23 protein-coding genes and 1 tRNA gene are annotated in these 23,580 nt (G+C 43.0%); 9 read left to right on the top strand and 15 right to left on the bottom strand.

All coding sequences use genetic code 11. From position 1 onward, the window contains the following. Nucleotides 1-22: 22 nt before the first annotated feature. Together A4G13_RS08825 and envC are read right to left on the bottom strand one after the other, a co-directional pair. Nucleotides 23-868: a divergent polysaccharide deacetylase family protein gene (locus A4G13_RS08825; RefSeq protein ID WP_090656020.1), complete on the bottom strand. Its 846-nt coding sequence runs from the start codon at nt 866-868 to the stop codon at nt 23-25. Further along, a complete protein-coding gene (gene envC, locus A4G13_RS08820; protein ID WP_090656023.1) occupies nt 865-2,082 on the bottom strand; it encodes a murein hydrolase activator EnvC in 1,218 nt (405 codons plus the stop codon). Before envC ends, A4G13_RS08825 begins: the two co-directional genes overlap by 4 nt. A gap of 159 nt (nt 2,083-2,241) precedes the next feature. Between envC and A4G13_RS08815 the strand changes: the two genes are divergently transcribed. The 4 genes from A4G13_RS08815 (at nt 2,242) to A4G13_RS08800 (ending at nt 4,806) form a co-directional block, all read left to right on the top strand. After that, entirely contained in the window at nt 2,242-2,925 is a 684-nt protein-coding gene (locus tag A4G13_RS08815; protein ID WP_011201466.1) for a 2,3-diphosphoglycerate-dependent phosphoglycerate mutase, read from the top strand. Between the two features lie 241 nt (nt 2,926-3,166). Beyond that, nucleotides 3,167-3,823, top strand: a complete 657-nt coding sequence (locus A4G13_RS08810) for an AraC family ligand binding domain-containing protein (RefSeq protein WP_090656026.1) — start codon at nt 3,167-3,169, stop codon at nt 3,821-3,823. A gap of 7 nt (nt 3,824-3,830) precedes the next feature. Next, complete coding sequence (locus tag A4G13_RS10600) at nt 3,831-3,974, top strand: AraC family transcriptional regulator (protein ID WP_090656138.1); 144 nt, start codon at nt 3,831-3,833, stop codon at nt 3,972-3,974. A 1-nt stretch (nt 3,975) separates the two neighbouring features. Continuing rightward, nucleotides 3,976-4,806, top strand: a complete 831-nt coding sequence (locus A4G13_RS08800) for a helix-turn-helix domain-containing protein (protein WP_090656029.1) — start codon at nt 3,976-3,978, stop codon at nt 4,804-4,806. Nucleotides 4,807-4,844: 38 nt separating this feature from the next. On the opposite strand, the gene rhaM is transcribed toward A4G13_RS08800, so the two are convergent. From rhaM to rhaB, 6 genes are all read right to left on the bottom strand, one after another. Then, nucleotides 4,845-5,159, bottom strand: coding sequence for an L-rhamnose mutarotase (rhaM, locus tag A4G13_RS08795; RefSeq protein ID WP_041640105.1), 315 nt, complete (start codon nt 5,157-5,159; stop codon nt 4,845-4,847). A 10-nt stretch (nt 5,160-5,169) separates the two neighbouring features. Further along, nucleotides 5,170-6,321 (bottom strand): lactaldehyde reductase, encoded by a 1,152-nt coding sequence (gene fucO, locus A4G13_RS08790; protein WP_090656032.1) that lies wholly within the window; start codon nt 6,319-6,321, stop codon nt 5,170-5,172. Nucleotides 6,322-6,351: 30 nt separating this feature from the next. Then, complete coding sequence (locus tag A4G13_RS08785) at nt 6,352-7,188, bottom strand: L-rhamnose/proton symporter RhaT (protein WP_090656033.1); 837 nt, start codon at nt 7,186-7,188, stop codon at nt 6,352-6,354. Between the two features lie 91 nt (nt 7,189-7,279). Beyond that, on the bottom strand, nt 7,280-8,098 hold the full coding sequence (gene rhaD / locus A4G13_RS08780; protein WP_090656035.1) for a rhamnulose-1-phosphate aldolase: 819 nt from the start codon (nt 8,096-8,098) through the stop codon (nt 7,280-7,282). A gap of 9 nt (nt 8,099-8,107) precedes the next feature. Further along, on the bottom strand, nt 8,108-9,361 hold the full coding sequence (locus A4G13_RS08775; protein WP_090656037.1) for an L-rhamnose isomerase: 1,254 nt from the start codon (nt 9,359-9,361) through the stop codon (nt 8,108-8,110). 25 nt (nt 9,362-9,386) lie between these two features. Further along, nucleotides 9,387-10,835, bottom strand: a complete 1,449-nt coding sequence (gene rhaB / locus A4G13_RS08770; protein ID WP_090656038.1) for a rhamnulokinase — start codon at nt 10,833-10,835, stop codon at nt 9,387-9,389. A gap of 245 nt (nt 10,836-11,080) precedes the next feature. Here rhaB and rpe point away from each other — a divergent pair, with 245 nt between their 5' ends. The 3 genes from rpe to trpS are packed head-to-tail and all read left to right on the top strand — an operon-like array spanning nt 11,081 to nt 13,498. Next, entirely contained in the window at nt 11,081-11,755 is a 675-nt protein-coding gene (gene rpe / locus A4G13_RS08765; protein ID WP_090656041.1) for a ribulose-phosphate 3-epimerase, read from the top strand. Nucleotides 11,756-11,766: 11 nt separating this feature from the next. Further along, the gene (locus A4G13_RS08760) at nt 11,767-12,441 is read left to right on the top strand and encodes a phosphoglycolate phosphatase (RefSeq protein ID WP_090656044.1); all 675 of its coding nucleotides are present in this window, start codon (nt 11,767-11,769) and stop codon (nt 12,439-12,441) included. Nucleotides 12,442-12,490: 49 nt separating this feature from the next. Beyond that, nucleotides 12,491-13,498 carry a tryptophan--tRNA ligase gene (trpS, locus tag A4G13_RS08755; protein WP_090656047.1) on the top strand — a complete coding sequence of 336 codons (1,008 nt, stop codon included), beginning with the start codon at nt 12,491-12,493 and terminating at the stop codon, nt 13,496-13,498. Between the two features lie 195 nt (nt 13,499-13,693). Here the strand turns inward: trpS and A4G13_RS08750 are convergent, their stop codons facing one another. The 7 genes from A4G13_RS08750 to A4G13_RS08720 form a co-directional block, all read right to left on the bottom strand. Next, nucleotides 13,694-14,605, bottom strand: coding sequence for a mechanosensitive ion channel family protein (locus A4G13_RS08750; RefSeq protein ID WP_090656050.1), 912 nt, complete (start codon nt 14,603-14,605; stop codon nt 13,694-13,696). Between the two features lie 120 nt (nt 14,606-14,725). Beyond that, nucleotides 14,726-15,244, bottom strand: coding sequence for a ferredoxin-type protein NapF (napF, locus tag A4G13_RS08745; RefSeq protein WP_090656053.1), 519 nt, complete (start codon nt 15,242-15,244; stop codon nt 14,726-14,728). 5 nt (nt 15,245-15,249) lie between these two features. After that, nucleotides 15,250-15,855 (bottom strand): Tat proofreading chaperone DmsD, encoded by a 606-nt coding sequence (gene dmsD / locus A4G13_RS08740; RefSeq protein ID WP_090656141.1) that lies wholly within the window; start codon nt 15,853-15,855, stop codon nt 15,250-15,252. Nucleotides 15,856-15,936: 81 nt separating this feature from the next. Then, the gene (locus A4G13_RS08735) at nt 15,937-16,755 is read right to left on the bottom strand and encodes a DmsC/YnfH family molybdoenzyme membrane anchor subunit (RefSeq protein WP_090656056.1); all 819 of its coding nucleotides are present in this window, start codon (nt 16,753-16,755) and stop codon (nt 15,937-15,939) included. Between the two features lies 1 nt (nt 16,756). Next, nucleotides 16,757-17,374, bottom strand: coding sequence for a DMSO/selenate family reductase complex B subunit (locus A4G13_RS08730; RefSeq protein ID WP_090656058.1), 618 nt, complete (start codon nt 17,372-17,374; stop codon nt 16,757-16,759). A 9-nt stretch (nt 17,375-17,383) separates the two neighbouring features. Next, nucleotides 17,384-19,810, bottom strand: coding sequence for a DmsA/YnfE/YnfF family dimethyl sulfoxide reductase (locus tag A4G13_RS08725; RefSeq protein WP_090656061.1), 2,427 nt, complete (start codon nt 19,808-19,810; stop codon nt 17,384-17,386). Between the two features lie 162 nt (nt 19,811-19,972). After that, nucleotides 19,973-20,067 (bottom strand) — tRNA-Sec (locus tag A4G13_RS08720). A 124-nt stretch (nt 20,068-20,191) separates the two neighbouring features. Here A4G13_RS08720 and selA point away from each other — a divergent pair. Both selA and selB read left to right on the top strand, forming a co-directional pair. Beyond that, complete coding sequence (gene selA / locus A4G13_RS08715) at nt 20,192-21,589, top strand: L-seryl-tRNA(Sec) selenium transferase (RefSeq protein ID WP_090656063.1); 1,398 nt, start codon at nt 20,192-20,194, stop codon at nt 21,587-21,589. A 1-nt stretch (nt 21,590) separates the two neighbouring features. After that, nucleotides 21,591-23,450: a selenocysteine-specific translation elongation factor gene (gene selB / locus A4G13_RS08710; protein ID WP_090656066.1), complete on the top strand. Its 1,860-nt coding sequence runs from the start codon at nt 21,591-21,593 to the stop codon at nt 23,448-23,450. Nucleotides 23,451-23,580: the final 130 nt, after the last annotated feature.

Genomic DNA, 23,580 nt, shown 5'->3' with positions numbered 1-23,580 from the left:
CAACGAGATCTTTAGTTTAAACCTATCTCGGCACACCGCGCAACAAAGGAATCGGCTCAAAAGGTGCGACGGATGTCGGGGCGGGCTTATCACTGAAAATTAAAATAAACGGCGCCGGCGGCACGACTTTTTCGTCACGCCATAAGCTGCCCATGCTCACCAATTGAATATCCGGCGGTAAATTAGCAAGACCTTGCCGCAACACGGCGACCGTATTTTTTCGCGGATGCCCGATAACAATCGCCGTGCCATGCTTGCGGGCATAATGAATTGCCTGCTGAAACTGCCGTTGTACGTCCCCATAGACATCGCTGTCATCCAGAAAAATATGCCGTTGCAAGGCGCGAACACCGCTTTCTTTGGCAATTTTTTCCGCCACCGAACGCCCGATAGTACGACTGTCCAAAAAGAACAAATGCTGTTTGCGCAATTCCGCCATTAATTCGGTCATCAACGGCCTATCCGCCGTTGCAGCGCTGCCCATATGGTTATTCATACCGATTGCATGAGAAACGATATTTTTCGCCTGTTGCACGTTATGCGCCACTTGTTGCGCATCCATACCGATCGATAAACCGCCGGCCTCAATGTTCATTTGGCTGATAGGTTGCATCGGCATGTGAATAAGAATATCCCGTCCTTGTTCATAAGCCAGCTGATTACGCTGACGGGCATAAGGCGCGGAAGGAATAATCGCTACACTGATTTCTTTAGGCATCGCCAAAATTGCCGCATCTTCCCTCGGATGATAACCTAAATCATCAATCACAATGGCTAATTTCGCCGAAAATGCCGGTAGCGAGATCAGGAATAACAAACATAAAAGTGCGGTATTTTTTACCGCACTTTTTAATTGATGCCGAATCATCTTAACCAGCCCATCGGATTCACCGCATTGCCTTGGCGACGAATTTCAAAATACAATCCGGACGACCCTTGACCGCCGGAATTACCGACCTCAGCAATTTGCTGACCGGCACGAACCAACGAACCGACTTTCACCGACACCGACTGGTTATAACCGTACAAAGACATATCGCCTTTGCCATGATCGACCACAACAACTAATCCGTAACCTTGCAACCAGTTGGCAAGAATCACCCGCCCGTTGGCAATGGATTTCACTGCGGTTCCGGCTCTCGCGCTAATCACGATACCTTTCCATTTTACTTCGCCCGCCTGTTGAGAACCGAAAGCATGTAAAATTCTGCCGACGACCGGGTAAGCGTAACGTCCCGATAAACCCGAATTACTTCTGATAAGCTGCTGTTCCTGTGAAGTCGGCTGATAAGGTTTATTACTGCGTTTTTCTTCGCTTTCTTTTTTTGCCGTATAAGCTTCGCGCTCACGCTTTTCCTGTTGTTGTGCAGCCTGTGCGGCGCGTTGAATTTCATTGCGCAAGGCAATTTCATTTTCTTTTAAGGTCTGTAATCTATTTTGATCCTGTTTTAAGGATTTACTTAGTTTATTTAAGGTAGATTGACGCTCGTTTTTCATTTTTTGCAGTTCTTGCTGCTGTTTCTTTTGCGTCGAAAGCTGGGTTTGCTGTTCCTGCAATTGAGTGTTCAACACATTCTTCTGTTCATCCAATTGCGCCCGGGTATTACGAATTTCCGCAATAGCATCCATACGTGCCTGGTTCATATGCTCGTAATATACTTTCATACGATCCGCTTTTTTCGCATCATCGGATAATAAATGTTCCACCACCGAAGAAGGATTACCGGAACGATAAACCGCATCCAATTGCTTCGCAAGTTTCTCTTTTTGCGCTCTTTCCTGCTGCTCTAATGTTCTGATTTGCTTATTGGTTTCGCTAATAATTTTACGCGTTTCTTTGAGATCGGTTTCGGTTTGGCGAAGCTCGCCAATCATACCGCTCATTTTTATTTCCTGCGCTTTTAAGGTGGACTGCAATTGATTCTGCGTACGTTTTTGCTCGGCAATTTTTTGCTCTTGCTGCTTGATTTGTTGTTGGATTTTAGATAAATCTGCCGCTTGTAGTGGAAACGCAAAAAACAGCCCCAAACCAAAAAGTGCGGTCAGTTTTCGGGGAATTTTATTGCTCACTAAAAACCACATGATCAAAACTCTCTTCTATAACATTTAATTCGGATGTTAAATAATATCATTATTTTTGCGAAAGATCAGAAAACATTGGTTTTACGCTTTTAAAACTACCTATTTTTTGCTATAAAGTGCGCAGTTATTTTATTAATCCACTAACTCTGGGAGATTTTTATGGAATTAGTATTTATTCGTCACGGTTTAAGTGAATGGAATGCATTAAACCTTTTCACCGGCTGGAGAGACGTAAACTTAAGTGAAAAAGGCGTGGAAGAAGCAAAAGAAGCGGGTCGTAAATTAAAAGCCGCAGGCTTCGAATTTGATATCGCGTTCACTTCAGTATTAACCCGTGCGATCAAAACCTGTAACTTAGTGTTAGAAGAATCTAACCAATTATGGGTTCCGCAAATCAAAACATGGCGTTTGAACGAGCGTCACTACGGCGGTTTACAAGGTTTAAACAAAGCGGAAGCAGCGGCTGAACACGGTGACGAACAAGTTCGTATTTGGCGCCGTTCATACGATGTGTTACCGCCGGTTTTAGATCCGAAAGACCCTAACTCCGCACATAACGACCGTCGTTACGCACATTTACCGGCGGATGTTGTGCCTGATTGTGAAAACTTAAAAGTAACTTTAGAACGCGTTTTACCATTCTGGGAAGATCAAATCGCGCCGGCAATTAAAGCGGGCAAACGTGTTTTAGTTGCGGCACACGGTAACTCATTACGCGCACTTGCAAAACACATTGAAGGTATTTCCGATGCGGACATCATGGACTTGGAAATCCCTACCGGTCAACCTTTAGTTTATACTTTAGACGACAACTTAAAAGTAGTAAGCAAACGCTACTTATAATCTGAAGTTTCCATAAATTGATAATTAACGCCTTTCTTTTCAGAAAGGCGTTTTGTTTTTAAGCTCACCAAAAAACGCATTCTCCCTATAATAAAGGTTATGTGATATTAATCACAATTTTAAAAAAAAGTGCTTATTTCTTGAAAATATGACCAAATTTCTGAGTTTAAGGTCCATTTTCTTAAGGAAAATAAAAAACGGATACAGATAGAATAGAACCCTTACTACTAAGGGGGTCTGTATGATTCAAAAATTATTAGCGAGAGATTTCTTTAATAATAAAGAACAACCGATAATTTTAGAGCCTCGCGCCCCACAGGAAATATTCCCGGAGCATACTCATGATTTTGATGAATTGGTTATAGTAAAGCATGGATCCGGGTGGCATATTTTAAACGGATATCCGCACGATCTTTATCCCGGTGTCGTTTTATATATTCAAGCCCAAGATCACCATTCCTATGAAAACCTGCAAGACTTATGTTTAACCAACATACTTATCCAATCAAATAATAACTTTAAGTATTTGAATAATATTGATATATTGCTTAACGGTTTAAAACCGGAAAATTCTTCATACCAATTAATAAATAAAAAAACGGCGGAATATATCGACTCGTTATTAGAAAAAATTAATGCTATTGACGAGTCGTATAATTTGCAGAACGAATGCCTATTCTTTCAAGTATTATCATCAATCCAGGCTCATCAATTTAATGATTCGGGTTATGGAAACACGGAAGAAAAGGGGCGGCAAATGATACGTTGGTTAGAAAATAATTTTGAGAAAGAAATAGACTGGGAAGAACTTGCTGAAAAATTTGCATTACCAATCAGAACGTTACATCGTTATATTAAATCTCAAACCGGCCATACTCCGCAGAATTATGTAACATAAATTAAGACTGGCACAGGCTTATTATCAATTAAAATATACTGAGAAAAATATTATTAACATCGCTTATGATTGCGGATTTAATGATAGCAGTTACTTTTCAACTTGTTTTAAAAATGAATATTCTATTGCGCCAAGAGAATTAAGAATTTGACATGACAGACATATTGCAACTTTCTCATCATAGCTATTTTATTTCCGAAGAATCGCCTATTACCGTAGAAAGAAGGCATTACCAACCACCCTTTCCTTTACATCGACATGATTTTAATGAAATTGTGATTATCTCTGCCGGCAATGGAATTCATTTTTGGAATGATGAAATACATCCTATTACCACCGGAAATGTGCTTTATATAGAAAGCGGTGATAAACACAAGTACGGCGAGGTGGATAAGCTTAAACTTGATAACATATTGTACCGCCCGGAGAAACTGTCGCTTTTCCCCATAATGAAAGATTATATTCCTCATAATAATGAAAAGAAGTCTTTGCGTATTAATCAGGAAACGCTGGTGCAGCTACAAAGCCTAATTTCTCAATTGGAAATTGAAAGCAAAAAAACCAATAAATCTTCCATGCACTTATCAGAAGCGATTTTTTTACAAATCCTTATTTTAATTTGTCGAACTCAGCAGCAGGAAAATAAAGAGTATTCCGATATATCCAAATTAGAAAGCCTGTTTTCCGCCTTAAATCAAAGTATTAGCCAAGAATTTTATTTAGCTGATTTTTGCCGACAAAACCAGTTGGCAGTCAGTTCTGTTCGTCGGATATTCAAACAACAAACCAACATGACTATTGCGCAATATTTACAAAAACTGCGTTTGTGTCGGGCTGCTACGCTTTTACGTAATACATCAGAAAGTGTCGCCAATATTGCTATACGCTGCGGTTACAGCGATAGTAATTATTTTTCCTCTGTTTTTGGCAAAACTTTTTCCTGTACGCCAACCGAATACCGATCCCGTTTCATAAAAAAATGAGCTGAATTTCAGCTCATTTTACTTGTAATGCATTTTCTTTAATCCAAATAAAATACCTGCTCTAATTCCTGTGAAACCGGGCTGTTATCAGGATTTGAAGGCATAACATCCCGCATAAACGCCCACCATTTCCGGCAAGCGGCGGTTTTTGCCACATCGTTCCAGCGTTGCTCGTTTTCAATCTCCACATACCCGAATAACAGGTTCCGTTGTTTATCCAGAAAAATAGAATAATGATGAGCGCCATGGGATTTCAGTTCTTCCACTAATTCGGGAAAAATTTCATCGTGGCGTTTTTTATATTCCGCATGACAATCGGGATTAACCTGCATAACAAAACCTTTTCGAATCATCGTACTCTCCTTAATAAATAGCCCGATATAACCGTTCAATCTCATTTACCGAAGTTGGTCTCGGATTTCCTCCGGTACAAACATCGGCAAAAGCCGCTTTGGCGAGTTCGGGAATATCCTCTTCTTTCACACCCACTTCACGTAATGTAGCCGGAATACCCACATCTTTATTTAAGGTTTTTACCGCTTCAACGGCTGCAACTCTTGCTTGTTCAATAGAGAGGTTTTCCGTATTCCGTACCCCCATGGCTTTAGCAATTGCACGGAACTTGTCTCCGGTGAAATCTGCGTTATACGCCATAATATGAGGCAGCAATACGGCATTAGCGACACCGTGCGGTGTGCCGTAAAACGCGCCTAACGGATGTGCCATACCATGTACTAATCCTAAGCCCACATTTGAGAAGCCCATACCCGCGACGTATTGCCCTAATGCCATATCTTCCACTCCCTGTTGCTCGCCTTTAACCGAGGAACGCAAAGCGCGGGCAATAATTTCAATAGCCTTCAGATGGAACATATCGGAAAGTTCCCAGGCGCCCAAGGTGATGAAACCTTCAATAGCGTGAGTCAGTGCATCCACCCCGGTTGCCGCTTTTAAGGTCGGCGGCATACTGGCCATCATCTCGCTGTCAATCACAGCCACGACCGGAATGGAATGAGGATCCACACAAACGAATTTACGTTTGTTCTCTTCATCGGTAATCACATAATTAATGGTAACTTCCGCGGCCGTTCCCGCCGTAGTCGGCACCGCAATGGTAGGTACCGCCGGTTTTTTCGTCGGCGCAGTCCCTTCCAGACTGCGAATATCCGCAAACTCCGGATTATTGACGATAATGCCGATAGCTTTCGCGGTATCCTGCGGCGAACCTCCGCCGATCGCAATCATATAATCCGCACCGCTCGCTTTAAATTTAGCAAGTCCCGCTTTTACCACATTCATGGTCGGATTCGGCAATACTTCGTCAAAAATCTCATAAGCCAGATTGGCACCCTCTAAAAGTGCGGTCACTTTTTCCACCACTTTAAATTGAATCAATGATTTATCGGTAACAATTAACCCTTTCGTAAAACCGCGTTTTTGTACTTCGGTGACAATATGTTGAATTGACCCGGCGCCGAAATAAGCGGTTTCGTTTAAAATAAATCTGTTTGACATAAATAACTCCTTTTTTCTGAATTCGTTCCGCTAATTCGCCATACCTAAACCGACAATATTGGCAGCCAACACGATAATTAAGCAACCGATACACAACACTCTTGTCGGTTTCTTACCCGTATCCTTCCATTCATGCAGGAGTAAACCCACAATACCGCCGCAAAGAACGTAGAAACTCATGTGTAACATCCAGCTCATAAAGCCGTAATTTGCCGGAATATTGGCATGGCCCCAGGCATAGAAGAAAAATTGGAAATACCACATGATACCGCCGAGTGCGGAGAACAAAATATTACTGATTAATAAACCTTTTACCACACTCATATCCGCTTTGAAGGATAATTCCGGACGGGTGATTAAACGGATAATACAAAAACCTAAATTGATAATAGCGCCGCCACCCATAATCACGACATAGCTAGGCAAGGCGACATACAGCGGATCCACGCCGATTAAGGTCATTTGTCCGCCTGTACTTGCCAATAACTCGCCGAAACGCCCCTGAATAATCGGAGTCATTAAGGTACCCACGATCAATGTAATGCCGATGGCAATCCCAATCCCCATTGACATACCGAGATAGCGCATAGTCAAGCCGTAACCGATATTACCAATCCCCCACATTGCGCCGAAAAGGAAAACCGGTAATAAAATATCACTGCCAAAGAATGAATAATAACTACCGAAATCGGGCAATAACCAATAACTGATCCCCCATGGTAATAAAATCCAGGAGAAAATTCCCGCAATTGCCCACATGGTTTCCCAAGACCAGTTAGTCACCTTTTTCATTGGTGCGTAGAAACAAGCCGCCGAAGTCGCACCGACGAAATGCCAAAAAATGCCCAGTAAAATTGAACCGCCCATAATATGACTCCTGTTTTGAATCTCTTTAAAAAACTTTTAAATTTTTGACCGCACTTTAAAAAGCGGCTCGGCATCCGGCCGAGCCGTTTATTTATAAAACGCCGTCCATCGGTGTAACGCCGAAACGTTCCGCTAATAATTTGAATTCATCGGTTTGAATGGTTTGCCGTTTACCCCCCATGGATAGCACTTTCACTAAAATCTCAGCGGATTTTTCCGCCGTATCGATTAAACCGAAGGCGTCATCCAATGTCGGACCGGTACCGAATACGCCATGAAAGGCCCACAACACCAGCGGATGTTGCGCCATTTCCTGCGCGGTGGCATAGCCGATTTCATCTTTTCCCGGCGTCATCCAAGGCAATACCCCTACACCGTCAGGGAATACCACAAGACATTCGGTACTCATTTCCCATAGCTCGCGGGTGATCACTTTCGGGTCAAGCTCAAGTACATAAGTTAAGGCAATCAGATTAGTGGCATGGCAGTGCATAATCACGCGATCTTTGCCGCCACTCACTTTCATTCGCACAATATGCGATTGCAGGTGTGCGGGTAATTCCGAAGTGGGTACGCCGCCGTTTACCAGCCCCCACATGATGTAATAACCTTTACCTTGTTCGTCCACTTTAATTACCGCCAGCGTATCCGCCGGGTCAATAATCACATTGCGAAAAAATTTTCCCGACCCCGTGACGATAAAATATTGATTGGCAAGTGCGGTAATATTTTGGGTAATTTCCACATGACGGGGATTTTGATAAAACTCGTCTTTATATGAAACCACATCATCATCCAATAAACGCAGGCTGACGTTACCTCCGTTGCGTTCATCCCAACCTTTCAGCCACATATCGTGAGTGGCTTTAATCATGCCTTGCACAAACCAGGAATTAATAATATTTTGCATGCTTACTCCTTACACACGTTGACTTAATACGGTTTTTTCATAAGCGCGGACTTCGTCTAACCAACGACGACCGACCGGCACGTTGTGACGTTCGCAATACATATCCCACACAGCCTGCCACGGAAGGGATTTTTGTTCTTCCAGTAAAGCTAAACGGCTGCCGAAATCACGAGCGTTTTCCAGCGCACGTAATTCGTCGGTAGGTTCCAGTAATGCTCTTAATAAAGCTTTTTGCATATTGCGCATTCCGATTACCCAGGCAGCGATACGGTTAATTGAGGCATCGAAGAAATCTAAACCGATATGCACGCGGTCAAATAATTGATTACGGATAATTTCTCCGGCAATGGCTTGTGTTTCGTCGTCAAGCAGCACCACGTGGTCACTGTCCCAACGTACCGGGCGGCTGACGTGTAAAAGCAAATGTTGCACAAAAGGCATAACCGCGGAAATTTTGTCGGAAATCACCTCTGTCGGGTGAAAATGCCCTGCATCCAGGCAAAGCGCCGTGCCGCGCGACACCGCATAAGCTGCATAAAATTCATTGGATCCGACGGTATAAGATTCCACCCCGATACCGAATAGTTTGCTTTCCACCGCATCCAAGTGATATTTCGCATCGATTTTCTCTGCAATGATTTCATCTAAAGCTTCAACCAAGCGTTGACGGGGTGCAAATTTATCCACCACCAAATCTTTGCTACCGTCCGGAATCCAGATATTCATGACGGAAGCCGTACCGAGTTCTTTACCGAAATATTCGGAAATTTTGCGACAGGCTTTCCCGTGTTCGATCCAGAAGTCGCGGATTTCTTTATTTTGATGGCTTAATGTCGCCTCCGCACTTAAAGGATGGCTGAAATAGGTAGGGTTGAAATCCAATCCCATATTATTAGCTTTCGCCCATGCCACCCAGTTAGCAAAATGCTCGGGTTTTACTTCGTTGCGATCCACCCGATGATCCGCTTCCAAATAAGAAGCGTGTAAATTCAACCGTTTTTTACCGGGAATTAAAGAAACGGCTTTATCCAAATCCGCCCGCAATTCTTGCGGCGTACGGGCCTTGCCCGGATAGTTCCCAGTGGTCTGAATACCGCCGCTTAATGCTCCCGCACCTTGCTCGAAACCCGACACGTCGTCCCCTTGCCAGCAGTGCATGGAAATAGGCAATTGATCAAGTAGCGCCAATGCTTGCTCGGTATCCACCCCAATATCGGCAAATTGTTTTTTAGCTAATTCATAAGCTTGTTGTACTGTACTCATAATAAAATCCTCTTATTGATTTCAATTAATTTAACGCGCAAAACTCACGCCATTTTTCTTCAAAGTCTGAAGCCGGCATAAAGTGCGGTCGTTTTTTGAACTGTTTTAACGGAAAATTTTTCACCACTAACTGACGAAACTCTGCGGCATTATGGATTTGATCTAACGCCATTAGCTGGCAACCCACATTTCCCAGCACCGACGCCTCCACCGGTCCCGCAAACACATCAATACCGCAAAGATCGGCGCATAGCTGGTTTAAAAATGCATTCTGGCTGCCACCACCTACAATATGTAATGCACTGATTGGTTTGCCTTGTAATCCGGCAAGTTCTAACGCCACTTTGCGGTATAGCATGGCGAGGCTGTCAAAAATGCAACGAGCAAGTTGAGCTGTGGTTTTCGGTATCACTTGATTGTGTTCGCGACAATATTGCTGAATTGCCTCAACCATAGACGACGGATTTAAGAAACATTCGGCATTAGGATTAATCAGACTTTGAAACGGAAGTTCTGCCTCAGCTTGTTTTACCAGCGCCGGAATATCGGTTACATCGCGTTCCGTGCAAAGGCGGTTAAACAACCATAATCCCATAATGTTTTTTAACACCCGATAATGCCCGTCAATACCGCCTTCGTTGGTAATATTGGCATTCATTGCGTGCTCATCGGTACATGGCGTGGTGGTGTCTAACCCCATTAACGACCAGGTACCGGAACAAAGATATGCGGCGTTTTCATCGGAAAGCGGCGCAGAAATGACCGCACTTGCGGTGTCGTGACTTGCTACGGACATAACGGGAACCCGGTTTTCCCATAATCCCACTTGATGGCCGGGATGACGAATGCGACCAAACCAGCTTGCCGGCAAGCCGAGATAATCCAAAAGTGCGGTATCCCAACTGTCAATATTCACATTAACTAACTGGGTGGTGGTGGCATTGGTATATTCGCGGTTAATCACGCCGGTCAAGCGATAATTCAGATAGTCGGGAATCATCACAAAATCTTTCACCTGCGAAAGCCAAGCGGGATTTTCGTCCGTCATGGCTTTAAGCTGATAAAGCGTATTGAAGGTTAAAAACTGAATCCCGGTTTTACGGTAAATGACTTCTTTACCTAATTCCGCCTGAACCTTTTGCATCACCCCGTCGGTACGGTGATCACGATAGGCATAGGTAGGGCCGACAACCTCACCGTTTTGATCAAGCAAAACATAATCCACTCCCCAGGTATCAATTCCGATACTGTGAAGCGTTCTGCCGCTATTCGAAATTTTGCGCAATCCGTTGACAATTTCATTTTCCAGATAGGCCAAATCCCAACAGTCATGTCCGTTTTGCGAGACAAATTGATTTTTAAAACGATGGATTTCTTCCAGTGAAATTTTATGGTTTTCCGTAGAATAGGATGCCAACATCACTCGACCACTTGATGCGCCTAAATCTACCGCTGCAATATTTAGAATGGTCATATTTTTTTACCCTGTTATTTAAAATTAACAACAGTGTAAAGACTCAAAACAGGTTAAACATTAACCTAATTGCCACTTTTCTGAAAACTTGGCAGTACAACAAAAGTGAATGTGAGCTAAATCACAAAATAGAAAAAAGAAATTGTTCCTTGATACGGTTATTACGTAGTACACTAAGGCTTACAAATTTTTTCCAATAAATCAGCCCTAAGCAACACTTACAAACTTAAAAGAAAGGTGAATACATGAAATCTTATTTAATTGCTCCTTCTATCCTTTCTGCCGATTTAGCACGCCTTGGCGAAGACGTGGAAAATGTGCTCAAAGCAGGCGCGGATGTAATTCATTTTGATGTAATGGATAATCATTATGTGCCGAATCTCACCTTTGGTCCGGCGGTATGCAAAGCATTGCGGGATTACGGTATAACTGCGCCGATTGACGTACATTTAATGGTGAAACCGGTGGACAGACTTATCCCGGATTTTGCTAAAGCGGGCGCCGATTATATTACTTTTCACCCGGAAGCGAGCGAGCATATAGACCGCAGCTTGCAGCTAATCCGCAATAGCGGTTGTAAAGCCGGTTTAGTATTTAATCCCGCTACCTCATTAAGCTATTTGGATTATGTGATGGATAAAATCGACGTTATCTTATTGATGTCGGTAAATCCGGGCTTCGGCGGTCAATCCTTTATCCCGGCAACCATGCAAAAGCTCCAGGAAGCGCGTCGTCGTATTGATGAAAGCGGTTTCGATATTCGCCTTGAAGTAGACGGTGGAGTTAAGATCAATAATATTGCGGAAATTGCCGCCGCCGGTGCGGATATGTTTGTTGCCGGCTCGGCAATTTTTGATCAGCCCGATTACCGAAAAGTGATTAATGAAATGCGCCAAGAACTGACAAAAGTACAAAAATAATAGGAAAAATAATGAATTCACAATTTAAATTAATTGGTTTCGATTTAGACGGCACATTAGTTAACAGTTTGCCGGATTTGGCATTATCGGTGAACTCCGCCTTAGCCGAATTTGAATTGCCGCAAGCACCGGAAGAATTAGTATTAACCTGGATTGGTAACGGTGCGGATATTTTAATCGGCCGGGCGCTTGATTGGGCAAAAGAGCAATCCGGCAAAAGCCTGACCGACGAACAAACGGCGCAACTTAAAGAGCGTTTTAGTTTCTATTACGCCGAAAATTTATGCAATGTAAGCCGTCTTTATCCAAATGTTAAAGAGACTTTAGAAACCTTAAAAGAACAGGGCTTTATTCTGGCGGTGGTAACCAATAAACCCACCCGTCATGTGCAACCTGTTTTAAAAGCTTTTGCAATTGATCATCTTTTTAGCGAAACCTTAGGCGGTCAGTCTCTACCCGCAATTAAACCTCATCCGGCGCCGCTATATTATTTATGCGGCAAATTCGGTTTATATCCTCATCAAATTCTTTTTGTCGGCGATTCAAGAAACGATATTTTAGCGGCCCACAGTGCGGGTTGTACGGCTGTCGGTTTAACTTACGGTTATAACTATAATATGCCGATTGCAGACAGCCACCCGGACTGGGTATTTGAAGACTTCGCCGATTTATTAAAAATTGTCTAATTCGCCAAAAGTGCGGTAAAAAATTTTAAAGTTTTATAAGGAACAAAACATGACTAAACCAGTTGTATTAAGCGGCGTGCAGCCATCGGGTGAATTAACCATCGGTAACTATCTCGGCGCGTTACGTCAATGGGTCAAAATGCAAGATGATTACGAATGCCTATTCTGCATTGTGGATCTCCATGCAATCACCGTCCGTCAGGATCCGGAACAATTGCGTAAAGCAACGCTGGATGTGCTGGCGCTTTATCTGGCTTGCGGTATTGACCCGGAAAAAAGCACCATTTTTATTCAATCTCATGTACCGGAACATACTCAACTAGCCTGGGTTCTAAACTGTTATACTTATTTCGGCGAAATGAACCGCATGACTCAGTTTAAAGATAAATCCGCACGTTATGCGGAAAACATTAACGTCGGTTTATTTACTTACCCGGTATTAATGGCGGCGGATATTCTGTTATACCAAGCGGCTCAAGTACCGGTCGGCGAAGACCAACGTCAGCATTTGGAAATTACCCGCGATATCGCGCAACGATTCAATGCTATTTATGGCGAAAACCAATTTACCGTGCCTCAGGCTTTTATTCCGAAAGCCGGCGCAAAAGTAATGGCGCTGCAGGAACCGACTAAAAAAATGTCGAAATCCGATGATAACCGCAACAACGTTATTACCTTATTGGAAGATCCGAAATCCGTAGCTAAAAAAATTAAACGCGCGATGACAGACGGCGATGAACCGCCTTTGGTTAAATATGACGTGCAAAATAAAGCCGGCGTGTCTAACCTGCTTGAAATTTTATCGGTCATTACGGATAAACCTATTCCGCAGTTAGAAAAAGAATTCGAAGGAAAAATGTACGGTCATTTAAAAACGACGGTTGCCGATGAGGTCGTTGCCATGTTAACGCAATTACAAGATCGCTTTGCCCATTACCGCAATAATGAAGAATTACTGAATAAAATTGCCGCCGAAGGGGCAAAAAAAGCCCGCGCACGCGCCAAAGAAACCTTAGAGAAAGTTTATAATGCGGTAGGTTTTGTGGCGGCGAAATAAACACAGTTAAAGTTAAAAAGCAGACTGCTGACAAACCTGAAGATTTATTAAAAATTTGTATGGACAGACTTTGTGTCTGTCCATAACATATTGAATTATCACTGTTATTATAAAGGGCGGAAATAAATTCCGCCCTAGGAAAGACTTTGTCAATAACCTGAAAGCTGAATATCATTGATATTCAGCTTTTTTATACTATTTATTCAATTCAGACGCGGTATTGCCGCTGATATGAATATCCATTTGATTATATGGAATGACAATTCCCGCTTTATCAAACTCAAGTTTCACGCTTTCGGTAATTCCCCAATAAGCCGTCCAGTAATCCGCCGTCTTCACCCAGGGACGAACCACCAATTGCACGCTGTTTGCCGCCAATGCACCAACCGCGACAATCGGCGCCGGATGTTTCAACACTAACTCATTATCCGCAAGAATGCGCGCCAAAACGTCTTTCGCTTCTTTTAAATTCGATTCATAAGACACATCAAAAGTAAAATCAATGCGGCGGGTCTTATTATCGGAATAATTTACAATACTGTCGGAGAAAACTTTACCGTTCGGAATCAACACGGTTTTATTGTCGCCGGTGCGAAGTTCCAATACCAATAAGCCCATTTCTTCCACTACGCCGGTCATACCGCCGGTTTCAATTAAATCGCCTTTGCGGAACGGTTTGAAAATTAATAACATCACGCCGGAGGCGAAATTTTGCAATGAATTTTGTAATGACAAACCGATGGCTAAACCGGCCGCACCTATTAACGCAACCAAAGAGCTAGTATTAATGCCTAATTGAGAAAGGGAAGCAATCACCACGATCAATAGGAATAAGAAATAACTGATTGAGGTAACAAAACTTTGCAACATTTCATCTTTGGTGGAAGCCAGTGCCGCTTTGCCTAATAACTTACTGATACCGCGCGCAAGCATTTTACCGATAACGAAAATAACAATGGCTAATAAAATTTTTGTACCGTAAGGAATAACCCAATCATGCAATACGGCATTCAAATCCATATTGCTTACTTTATCAATAACTTTGCTTGTTTCCGCCACAACGTCAACCTGCTGTGCGACTTCTTTCGCTTGTTCTTCTGCAGCCATGTTTTCCTCTAAAAAACGTTAAATTCTGAAAATATTAAATAAAAGTGCGGTGAAAATTTTAGGATTTTCTCTGTGCCCTATATATGACAAAAAGACTCCGCCGGAATTCTGTCAGTGGCGCTAGATTAATTGAATGGCGGAAACAAAGCAAGCCAACTTGCATTCTCCGCAGCCGTTACAGACCTCATGATTCAGTTGTAAGTCGGCGGAAATGGCTTGTTGCGGGCAAATTTCCTGACACACAGCGCAAAATTGATTTTGCTTCAGCAAGCAATGTTCCGAAAAGTGAGGTCGGAGTTGCGTATCTTTTTTAAAGGCGGGATGCAGGGCGTGCGTCGAACAACTTTCCGCACATTTCCCGCATAAATCGCAAGCGGCATATTCAAGTTCCAGCATCGCTTTTTGCCCTGAAATCCGAATTAAATTATAAGGGCAGGCCGCCACACAAGCACCGCAACCGTTACAGGCGGCAAGGAATAAATCTTCCGCGGCGGCAAAAGGCGGACGCGGTGCTAAACGGAATTCACGAATTTGTGTCGCCTGTTTTGCAGGATGAAAAACGCCCCGCAATAATGCCCGACGGGAAATACGGTTGTAAGTTAAATAAGCCTTATAATATTGCTCATTTTTTCCTTGCATGGCGGTCACCGATAAAGTTGCGGTTGATCAACCCGAAGATCAAGCTGTTGTTGCCAACCTTTTAGGGTTTGCCGGGCAAGCAACGCCATTGCCTGATAAAAAGGATAATCGGTTTGTGCAAAAATCAAATCCAGGCAACGATAAACCCAGCTAAATAGATGCTTGGTCAAAAATTCTTCTAACAATTCGGGTTTGTTTTCCGCCAAATAAGCGGCGAGCATTAACATTAAACCAAGATGATCTTCAGGTTCTTTTTGGGTCTGGATAAATTCAATTTGATGGACGGTTAAAAAATCACGTAATGCCAATAAAGAGTCGCCGAAAATCACCGATTCTTTATCCAAATAAACCGATCCCCAAGGCGGTGCCGGCAATTCGTTCGGGCCGATAAATAAATATTGGTACGCCTGAGATAAATCCTGCTGCGCACTTTTTTCTATTAAGGCGTTAATTAACGCGGGATTGGCTAATGTTGCCCAATCTTTTGTCCAATCCGGCTGTCGGAAAAAGTCTAAAACGGGCTGAACCCGCTTATCCTTAGGCTCATAATAAAAAACCGCGCCAAGTAAACGACCGCCGGTTGATATCCATTGAAGTAATGCGTTATCCATCAAAATTTCCTTAAAATTCATCGCACTTTTCTGCTGTTTTAAAGATAAAAGTGCGGTGTTTTTTACCACGTTTTTAACTTGCTATGCCATGCCTACCGTCATATGTAACGAATAAAATAATTCACGCCCAATCATTTCCGCAAATAACGCCAGAATAACCGCAATGCTTAACAATAAAGGCTGTTTGCTTTTGAGCAGTACCATACCGGCAGCCGCTAAAAGACAAAGACGAATCACCTGGTTTACGGCAAAATCCGGTACAAGGGCGACCGCCTGTTGTGCCGAGCTATGAATTTGACTTAATCCGAAACCTTGGTAAATCACAATAATTGCCGCCAAAAAAGTACCAAGTACATAAAGAACCGCTGTATAACGGGGTTGGTAATCGCCGAAATTCGCTAATAGCCCACAAGCCAAGGCACTGCCGCCAATCACAACGGTTAAATAAAACTGCCAGGAGATGAGTGGGGTATTCCAGGTAGGCACGGTAGCGATATGGTAAACCTGATTCATCATATACATAAACGCCAACCCCACAAGTGCGGTCAAAATTAACCAGATTTTTCCTAAACCGCGAGACATTTTGCCGAATAAGCCCCACAACCAGTAAACACCGGCCAAGCCAAAGAATAATGCGCCGGTGGCAATTTCATTACTCAGCATGGAGGAACCCACGCGATTCAAAGAATTTAATGCTCGCAGCGGAGTACCTAAGTGTAAAGCGGAAGCAATAAAACCTGCGCCGAGCAACAACAATGGTACAAACAGAACTTTATTCCAATAAGCACGGGGTTCATCACCTTGACGGCATAAGATAACGGTAAAAATCAGCCATGCCCCCACCGCACTTTGCGCCAATACCGTAAAAATCACTAAAGGCCATTCATGTAATCCGTTCATTTTACACCTCTCTTGGATTTGCTAAGAAACCCGTTGTATCGCCGCTTGGGCGGGCATGTTTATTCGGTTTTACCACCAAATTCGGTTTAGTGAACTCTGCCGGCGGTAATGGCGCAATGGAAGCCTGTTCGCCGTATTTCGCCCGTAATTCTTCGATAGGGGCAAAATCCAACGCCCGCAGCGGACAGGCCTCTACGCAAATCGGTTTTTGTCCTTCTTTGACCCGGGAATAACAGCCGTCGCATTTGGTCATATGCCCTTTTTGCGCATCATATTGCGGTGCGTCATAAGGACAGGCCATGTGGCAATAACGGCAACCGATACAGGTTTCTTCATTTACTACCACAAAACCGTCAGCGTTTTTATGCATAGCGCCTGTCGGACAAACCTTGGTACAGGCGGGATCCTCACAATGATTACAGGAGATAGACATATAATAAGCAAACACATCCTGCCGGAAACAGCCTTCGTTATCTTGTACCCAATTACCGCCCGCATATTCGTAAATACGGCGGAAATTCACCTCCGTACCCAAATCTTTATAATCCTTACAGGCTAATTCGCAAGTTTTACAACCGGTGCAGCGTTCCGAATCAAAATAAAAACCATATTGTTTCATAGCTCACTCCTATAATTTTTCCACTTGAACCAGGTTAGAATGTTGCGGGTTCCCTTTTGCCAGCGGGGACGGGCGTAAAGTCGTGAGAACATTAACGCAACCGTTATGATCCACTTTATCGCCAAGCATATTGGCTTTATGCCATGCGCCCTGTCCCATTCCCAATACGCCCGGCATAATGCGAGGGGTGATTTTTACCGGAATGCGGGTTTCGCCTAATTCATTAAATACACGAACCGTTTCCCCGTCCGTTAACATTAACCGTTGTGCATCAACAGGATTTATCCACATTTCCTGCGGGCAGGAGGCTTCCAAAATATCAATATTGCCGTAAGTGGAATGAGTACGGGACTTATAGTGGAAACTCACCAATTGGAATGGATATTTTTCCCGTTTCGGATCATCCCATCCATTGAAACCGCTGTGATAAATGGGTAACGGATGAATCACCTCATCTTCTTTTAATTCCCAAGTTGAGGCAATTTTCGCAAGTCGTTCGGAATAAATTTCAATTTTACCCGAAGGTGTTTTTAGTGGGTTAGCTTCCGGATTTTCACGGAATTCTTTATAAGCTACAAAATGGCCGTCGGGATCTTTACGTTTATACACGCCCATTTGTTTAAGCTGATCATAGCTTGGCAGGTCAGCGTCTTTTGCCTGCATTTGGCTATACAAGAACTGTAACCATTGTTCCTGCGTTCTGCCGCCTTCCGTGAATTTATCGTAAACCTCTTGCCCTAAACGTTTAGCGATTTCACAGCAAATGTCATAAATACCGCGACGTTCAAATTTAGCGGAAGTGGCCGGCTGACCAAAAATCAAATAGCCCATATTTCCGGCATAGTCATTCGGCACAATATCTTCCTGCTCCGTAGTCATTAAATCGGGCAACAAAATATCCGCATATTTGGCTGAATCCGTCATGAAATTTTCAACCACTACGATCATTTCGCATTTTTTGTCATCTTGCAGAATTTCATGGGTACGATTAATATCGCTATGTTGATTAGTGATACAGTTACCCGCATAATTCCACATAAATTTAATCGGTACATCCAGCTTATCTTTTCCTTGCACGCCGTCTTTTAAGGCCGTCATCTCTGCGCCGTGATCAATAGCATCCGTCCAGGAAAAAACGGAAATTTTTGCTTTTACCGGATTTTCCAATACCGGCAAACGTTGAATCGGCGGATAGAAAGAACCTTCACGGGCACCGGAATTACCGCCGCTAATTCCAACATTGCCGGTTAAAATCGCTAACATTGCCACTGCGCGGCAAGCCAGTTCGCCATTAGATTGACGCTGAACACCCCAACCTTGAGCAATATAACAAGGTTTGGTTGTGCCGATTTCCCGGGCTAAACGAATAATTTTAGCCGCCGGAATACCTGTGACTTTGGCCGCCCATTCCGGTGTTTTCTCAACGCCGTCATCGCCTTGCCCTAAAATATAGGCTTTGTAATGACCGTTAGCGGGCGCGGAAGCCGGTAAAGTTTTTTCATCGTAACCTACGCAATATTTATCTAAAAATGCCTGATCAACCAGATTTTCCGTAATCATCACATGCGCCATACCCGCCACTAACGCCGCATCCGTGCCGGGGCGAATCGGTACCCATTCATCTTCGCGACCTGCTGCGGTATCCGTATAACGAGGATCTATTACAATCAGTTTCGCATTAGAACGCTCGCGCGCCTGTTCCAGATGATAAGTAATCCCGGCACCGCTCATACGGGTTTCCATCGGGTTATTACCAAAAAACACAACTAACTTGGAATTAGCAATATCCGATGTACTATTGCCCGCATTTGAACCGTAAGTAAAGGGCATCGCACGTGAAATTTGAGCTGTACTGTATGAACCGTAAAAACTTAAAGAACCGCCATAACAATTCATCAGACGGGTAAATAATGAAGCAACGGGTGAAGAACGAGTCATATTACCGCCCACAATACCTGTAGCGTAATTGTTATAAACCGCTTCATTACCGTAATCTTTTACTATTCGTTTAAGATTATCGGCGATAGTATCCAGCGCTTCTTCCCAACTAATCCGTTGGAATTTTCCTTCCCCACGTTTACCTACGCGTTTCATCGGATATTTCAAACGATCAGGATGATTCATGCGATGACGTATTGAACGCCCCCGCAAACAAGCCCGCACCTGATGATCGCCGTATTCGTCATTCCCCGTATTATCCGTTTCAACCCAATACACCTCATCATTTCTTATATGCAAACGTAAAGCGCAACGGCTACCGCAGTTTACCGAACACAAAGACCAAACCACTTTATCATCCTGCATATTTTTAACAGGAATCGTATCGGCTTTTGAAGAAAAAGGAAGTGACAGACTTGAGGCGGCAACACCTACGCTTACTGCCGATGTGTTTTTTAAAAAACGACGACGATTTAAATCAGGATTAGAATTTCCCATATAACACCCCACACAGACTAGAATCTTTTTTAGTCTAATCCCTAATAAGTATCGGTGCTTTGATACATATCAAAATATAGAAACCCTGTAAAATCAACAAGTTATTTAAAATGATAATTATTCTGATTTTTTGAAAAAAATTTAATGACAAGAAATAAGAATTGGCGGAAGGTCATGGGAGTCGAACCCACCCAGGACTGCTGGCAGCCCTAACAGGATTTGAAGTCCTGCCGCATCACCGGACACGACGACCTTCCGGATTGCGTTGAAAACTTTAGCTTAAATTATTCTATTATTCAAGGAATAAAATCCGGGATAGCTTAATTGTAAAATACAACTTAAAATACAAACATTCGTTTCTGAAACAAAAAAGGAAAAAAAATGACCGCACTTTTTCAACAGTTGCCCTCTGTGGATAAAATTCTCAAAACTCCTCAAGGCGAACAGCTTGTAACTGAATTTGGACATAGCGCGGTAGTGAATTGTTGCCGTCATCTACTCGCTCAAGCCCGTGAAAAAATAAAAATTGAAAAAAAATTACCGCACTTTTTCACGGACTTTAACCATACAATCGCCGAAGTTAACCGCTATTTAGCCAACCAACAGCAAGTTAAAATAAAATCCGTTCATAACCTGACGGGTACGGTGCTGCATACTAATTTAGGGCGCGCCTTGTGGGCGCAATCCGCACAACAGGCGGCGCTGACCGCTATGCGCCAAAATGTGGCGTTAGAATACGATTTAGAGGCGGGCAAACGCAGCCATCGAGATAATTATGTCAGCGAATTATTACATGAACTCACCGGCGCACAGGCAGCCTGTGTGGTGAATAATAATGCCGCGGCGGTGCTGTTAATGCTGGCAACTTTTGCCCAAGGCAAGGAAGTGATTATTTCCCGCGGAGAATTAATTGAAATCGGCGGGGCTTTCCGCATTCCCGATATTATGGCGCAGGCGGGTTGCAAACTGGTGGAAGTCGGCACTACAAACCGTACTCATTTAAACGATTATCGCCGGGCAATCAATGAAAATACCGCATTGTTAATGAAAGTTCACAGCAGTAACTATCAGATTTGCGGTTTTACCTGCGAAGTAAGCGAACAGGAATTAGTGGAATTAGGTAAAGAATTCAATATTCCCGTGGTTACCGATCTTGGCAGCGGCGCACTGACGGATTTATCCCGCTACGATTTGCCAAAAGAACCTACGGTGCAGGAAAAATTAGTACAAGGAGCGGATTTAATCTCCTTTTCCGGCGATAAACTGCTGGGCGGCCCGCAGGCGGGAATTATTGTTGGAAAAAAAGAACTGATTCAACAGTTACAATCTCATCCGTTAAAACGGGTTTTACGTTGCGATAAAGTGATTCTGGCTGCTCTGGAAGCCACTTTGCGTTTATATCTGCAACCGGAAAAATTAACGGAAAAACTCACAAGTTTGCGTTTACTTACGCAACCGCTCGAACAATTAAGGCAGCAAGCGGAACAATTAAAAGCAAAACTGGAAAATTTACTGAAAGATGATTTTTTACTGCAAATCGAATCAAGTTCGGCGCAAATAGGTAGCGGTTCGCAACCTATGGCAAAAATTCCCTCTATTGCAGTGACTATTGCCGAAAAAAATTCGGAAAAATTGACCGCACTTTTAGCCCGTTTCAAAAAACTTTCAACCCCGATTATAGCACGGGTAGAAAACAACAAAATCCGGCTGGATTTGCGTTCTGTTACGGCTATTGAAACCTTGCTTATAACCCTAGAAGAACTAAATCAGGACCAATAAGATGATTATTGTCACATCCGGTCATGTTGACCACGGAAAAACCGCTCTTTTACAAGCCTTAACCGGTACGAACACAGCTCATTTGCCCGAGGAAAAAAAACGTGGGATGACCATCGATTTAGGTTATGCCTATTTGCCGGTGGGAGATAAAATCCTCGGATTTATTGATGTGCCCGGCCATGAAAAGTTTTTAGCAAATATGCTGGCTGGGTTAGGCGGTATCCATTATGCCATGTTGATTGTGGCGGCGGATGAAGGCATTCAGGCGCAAACGAAAGAACATTTAGCCATTTTGCGCTTGTTACAAATTGATAAAATAATAGTGGTAATCAGCAAAGCCGATCGTGCAAGTTCAGCTAAAATTGACGAACTTAAAGCTAAAATTCTGACAGATTACCCTTTTTTAGCAGAAAGCCCCTTTTTTGTCACCTCCGCCGTCAACGGGCGGGGCATAGCGGAATTACGGGAATTTTTAACCGCACTTCCAAATCCTGCGGATAAAGATAAACCCTTTCGTTATGCCATTGACCGTATTTTCACCGTGAAAGGAGCGGGAACTGTGGTCACGGGCACGGCATTTAGCGGTAAAGTGAAAATTGATGACGAGCTTTATCTGTCTAACGGCGGGAAAGTACGGGTGAAAAATATTCATGCGCAAAACCGGCAAAATACCGAAGGACTTGCCGGCCAGCGTTTAGCATTGAATATTAATGCGGATTTAGACCGAACCCAGATTGAACGGGGTGATTGGTTTTTTTCGCAAGCCCCCTTTGAGCCGATGGAACGCTTTACAATTCAACTTACTGCTGAAACATACTTAACGGAAAATCAGCCGGTACACGTTTATCACGCCGCGTCTCGTACAACAGGCAAACTAGCCCTATTAACAGAAAAAGCACTTTATCCGGGACAACAAACTTTCGCCGAATTAATTTTAGATAACCCCTTATTTTTAGCTTATGGAGATCGAATAATATTACGTAGCGGAGATGCCAAACAGCTTGTGGGCGGCGGTAAAGTATTGGAAATTAATTCGCCTAAGCGGCATAAACGTTCGGAACAACGTCTGCAGTGGCTGGCACAATTACACCAGGCTCATTCGGCTGATGAGCGCATTGGTCTGTATTTGCAGGATAAAGCGGTAGAAGCCCGGGCAATTACCTGGATAGAACAACTTACTGAATTACAACTTAATGAAATTATTAATAAAAATAATGATATTAGATTCCAGCATTGGTGTTTTAATCAAAATTATCAACACCGGCAAAATCATAAAATTTTGACCGCACTTTCGTTTTATCATGATCAACACGAAGATCAGTTAGGTTTGGGAAAAGCCCGGTTATACCGCATTGCGGCTCTGAACCAACCGGAAAAATTAATTTATCATTTTATTGATGAATTACTTGAACAGGGAAAATTACAACAAACCCGCGGTTGGCTGCATTTGGCGGAACATAAAATCCAATTTTCAACGGAAGAACGCGGATTATGGCAACTAGTACTGGATGAGTTTGAAAAACAAAAAGGTCAACCGCTTTGGGTACGTGACCTTGCTCAAAATCTTGGATTTGATGAAACTCTTATTCGTAATTTCCTTTATAAAGCAGGAAAGTTAGGTTTTTTAACGGCGGTAGTAAAAGATCGTTTTTTCTTAACGGAACATATTTACGGTTATGCCCGTTTAATAAAACAAATGATCGAACAAAATGGAGCCGTATCCGTTAATCAATTACGTGACGAATTACAGATAGGACGCAAATTAGCCGTACAATTGATGGAATATTTTGATCGTAGCGGATATTTGCGCCGTAAAGGTAATATACACATTTTGCGAGATACTGAAGCTTTTGACTTATAAATACTACTTTAAGGTTAAAATACTGCTAAAATAACTTGACTAAAACGTGTCAACTCTTAAAATTAACAACAATTTATTAACTCAGTTTTTGTGCGGGTATAATAAATAAAAACCTATTTTTCAGTTCAAT

Source organism: Basfia succiniciproducens (assembly GCF_011455875.1).
GTDB classification, from domain to species: Bacteria; Pseudomonadota; Gammaproteobacteria; order Enterobacterales; family Pasteurellaceae; genus Basfia; species Basfia succiniciproducens.
Note: the sequence above shows the minus strand (reverse complement) of the source record. Positions and strands in the feature narration are given on the sequence as shown.

Excerpts from the sequence above, each read along its gene's own strand:
- A4G13_RS08825 (WP_090656020.1), bottom strand. The coding sequence starts at position 868 with ATGATTCGGCATCAATTAAAAAGTGCGGTAAAAAATACCGCACTTTTA.
- envC (WP_090656023.1), bottom strand. The coding sequence starts at position 2,082 with ATGTGGTTTTTAGTGAGCAATAAAATTCCCCGAAAACTGACCGCACTT.
- A4G13_RS08815 (WP_011201466.1), top strand. The coding sequence starts at position 2,242 with ATGGAATTAGTATTTATTCGTCACGGTTTAAGTGAATGGAATGCATTA.
- A4G13_RS08810 (WP_090656026.1), top strand. The coding sequence starts at position 3,167 with ATGATTCAAAAATTATTAGCGAGAGATTTCTTTAATAATAAAGAACAA.
- A4G13_RS08800 (WP_090656029.1), top strand. The coding sequence starts at position 3,976 with ATGACAGACATATTGCAACTTTCTCATCATAGCTATTTTATTTCCGAA.
- rhaM (WP_041640105.1), bottom strand. The coding sequence starts at position 5,159 with ATGATTCGAAAAGGTTTTGTTATGCAGGTTAATCCCGATTGTCATGCG.
- fucO (WP_090656032.1), bottom strand. The coding sequence starts at position 6,321 with ATGTCAAACAGATTTATTTTAAACGAAACCGCTTATTTCGGCGCCGGG.
- A4G13_RS08785 (WP_090656033.1), bottom strand. The coding sequence starts at position 7,188 with ATGGGCGGTTCAATTTTACTGGGCATTTTTTGGCATTTCGTCGGTGCG.
- rhaD (WP_090656035.1), bottom strand. The coding sequence starts at position 8,098 with ATGCAAAATATTATTAATTCCTGGTTTGTGCAAGGCATGATTAAAGCC.
- A4G13_RS08775 (WP_090656037.1), bottom strand. The coding sequence starts at position 9,361 with ATGAGTACAGTACAACAAGCTTATGAATTAGCTAAAAAACAATTTGCC.
- rhaB (WP_090656038.1), bottom strand. The coding sequence starts at position 10,835 with ATGACCATTCTAAATATTGCAGCGGTAGATTTAGGCGCATCAAGTGGT.
- rpe (WP_090656041.1), top strand. The coding sequence starts at position 11,081 with ATGAAATCTTATTTAATTGCTCCTTCTATCCTTTCTGCCGATTTAGCA.
- A4G13_RS08760 (WP_090656044.1), top strand. The coding sequence starts at position 11,767 with ATGAATTCACAATTTAAATTAATTGGTTTCGATTTAGACGGCACATTA.
- trpS (WP_090656047.1), top strand. The coding sequence starts at position 12,491 with ATGACTAAACCAGTTGTATTAAGCGGCGTGCAGCCATCGGGTGAATTA.
- A4G13_RS08750 (WP_090656050.1), bottom strand. The coding sequence starts at position 14,605 with ATGGCTGCAGAAGAACAAGCGAAAGAAGTCGCACAGCAGGTTGACGTT.
- napF (WP_090656053.1), bottom strand. The coding sequence starts at position 15,244 with ATGCAAGGAAAAAATGAGCAATATTATAAGGCTTATTTAACTTACAAC.
- dmsD (WP_090656141.1), bottom strand. The coding sequence starts at position 15,855 with ATGGATAACGCATTACTTCAATGGATATCAACCGGCGGTCGTTTACTT.
- A4G13_RS08735 (WP_090656056.1), bottom strand. The coding sequence starts at position 16,755 with ATGAACGGATTACATGAATGGCCTTTAGTGATTTTTACGGTATTGGCG.
- A4G13_RS08730 (WP_090656058.1), bottom strand. The coding sequence starts at position 17,374 with ATGAAACAATATGGTTTTTATTTTGATTCGGAACGCTGCACCGGTTGT.
- A4G13_RS08725 (WP_090656061.1), bottom strand. The coding sequence starts at position 19,810 with ATGGGAAATTCTAATCCTGATTTAAATCGTCGTCGTTTTTTAAAAAAC.
- selA (WP_090656063.1), top strand. The coding sequence starts at position 20,192 with ATGACCGCACTTTTTCAACAGTTGCCCTCTGTGGATAAAATTCTCAAA.
- selB (WP_090656066.1), top strand. The coding sequence starts at position 21,591 with ATGATTATTGTCACATCCGGTCATGTTGACCACGGAAAAACCGCTCTT.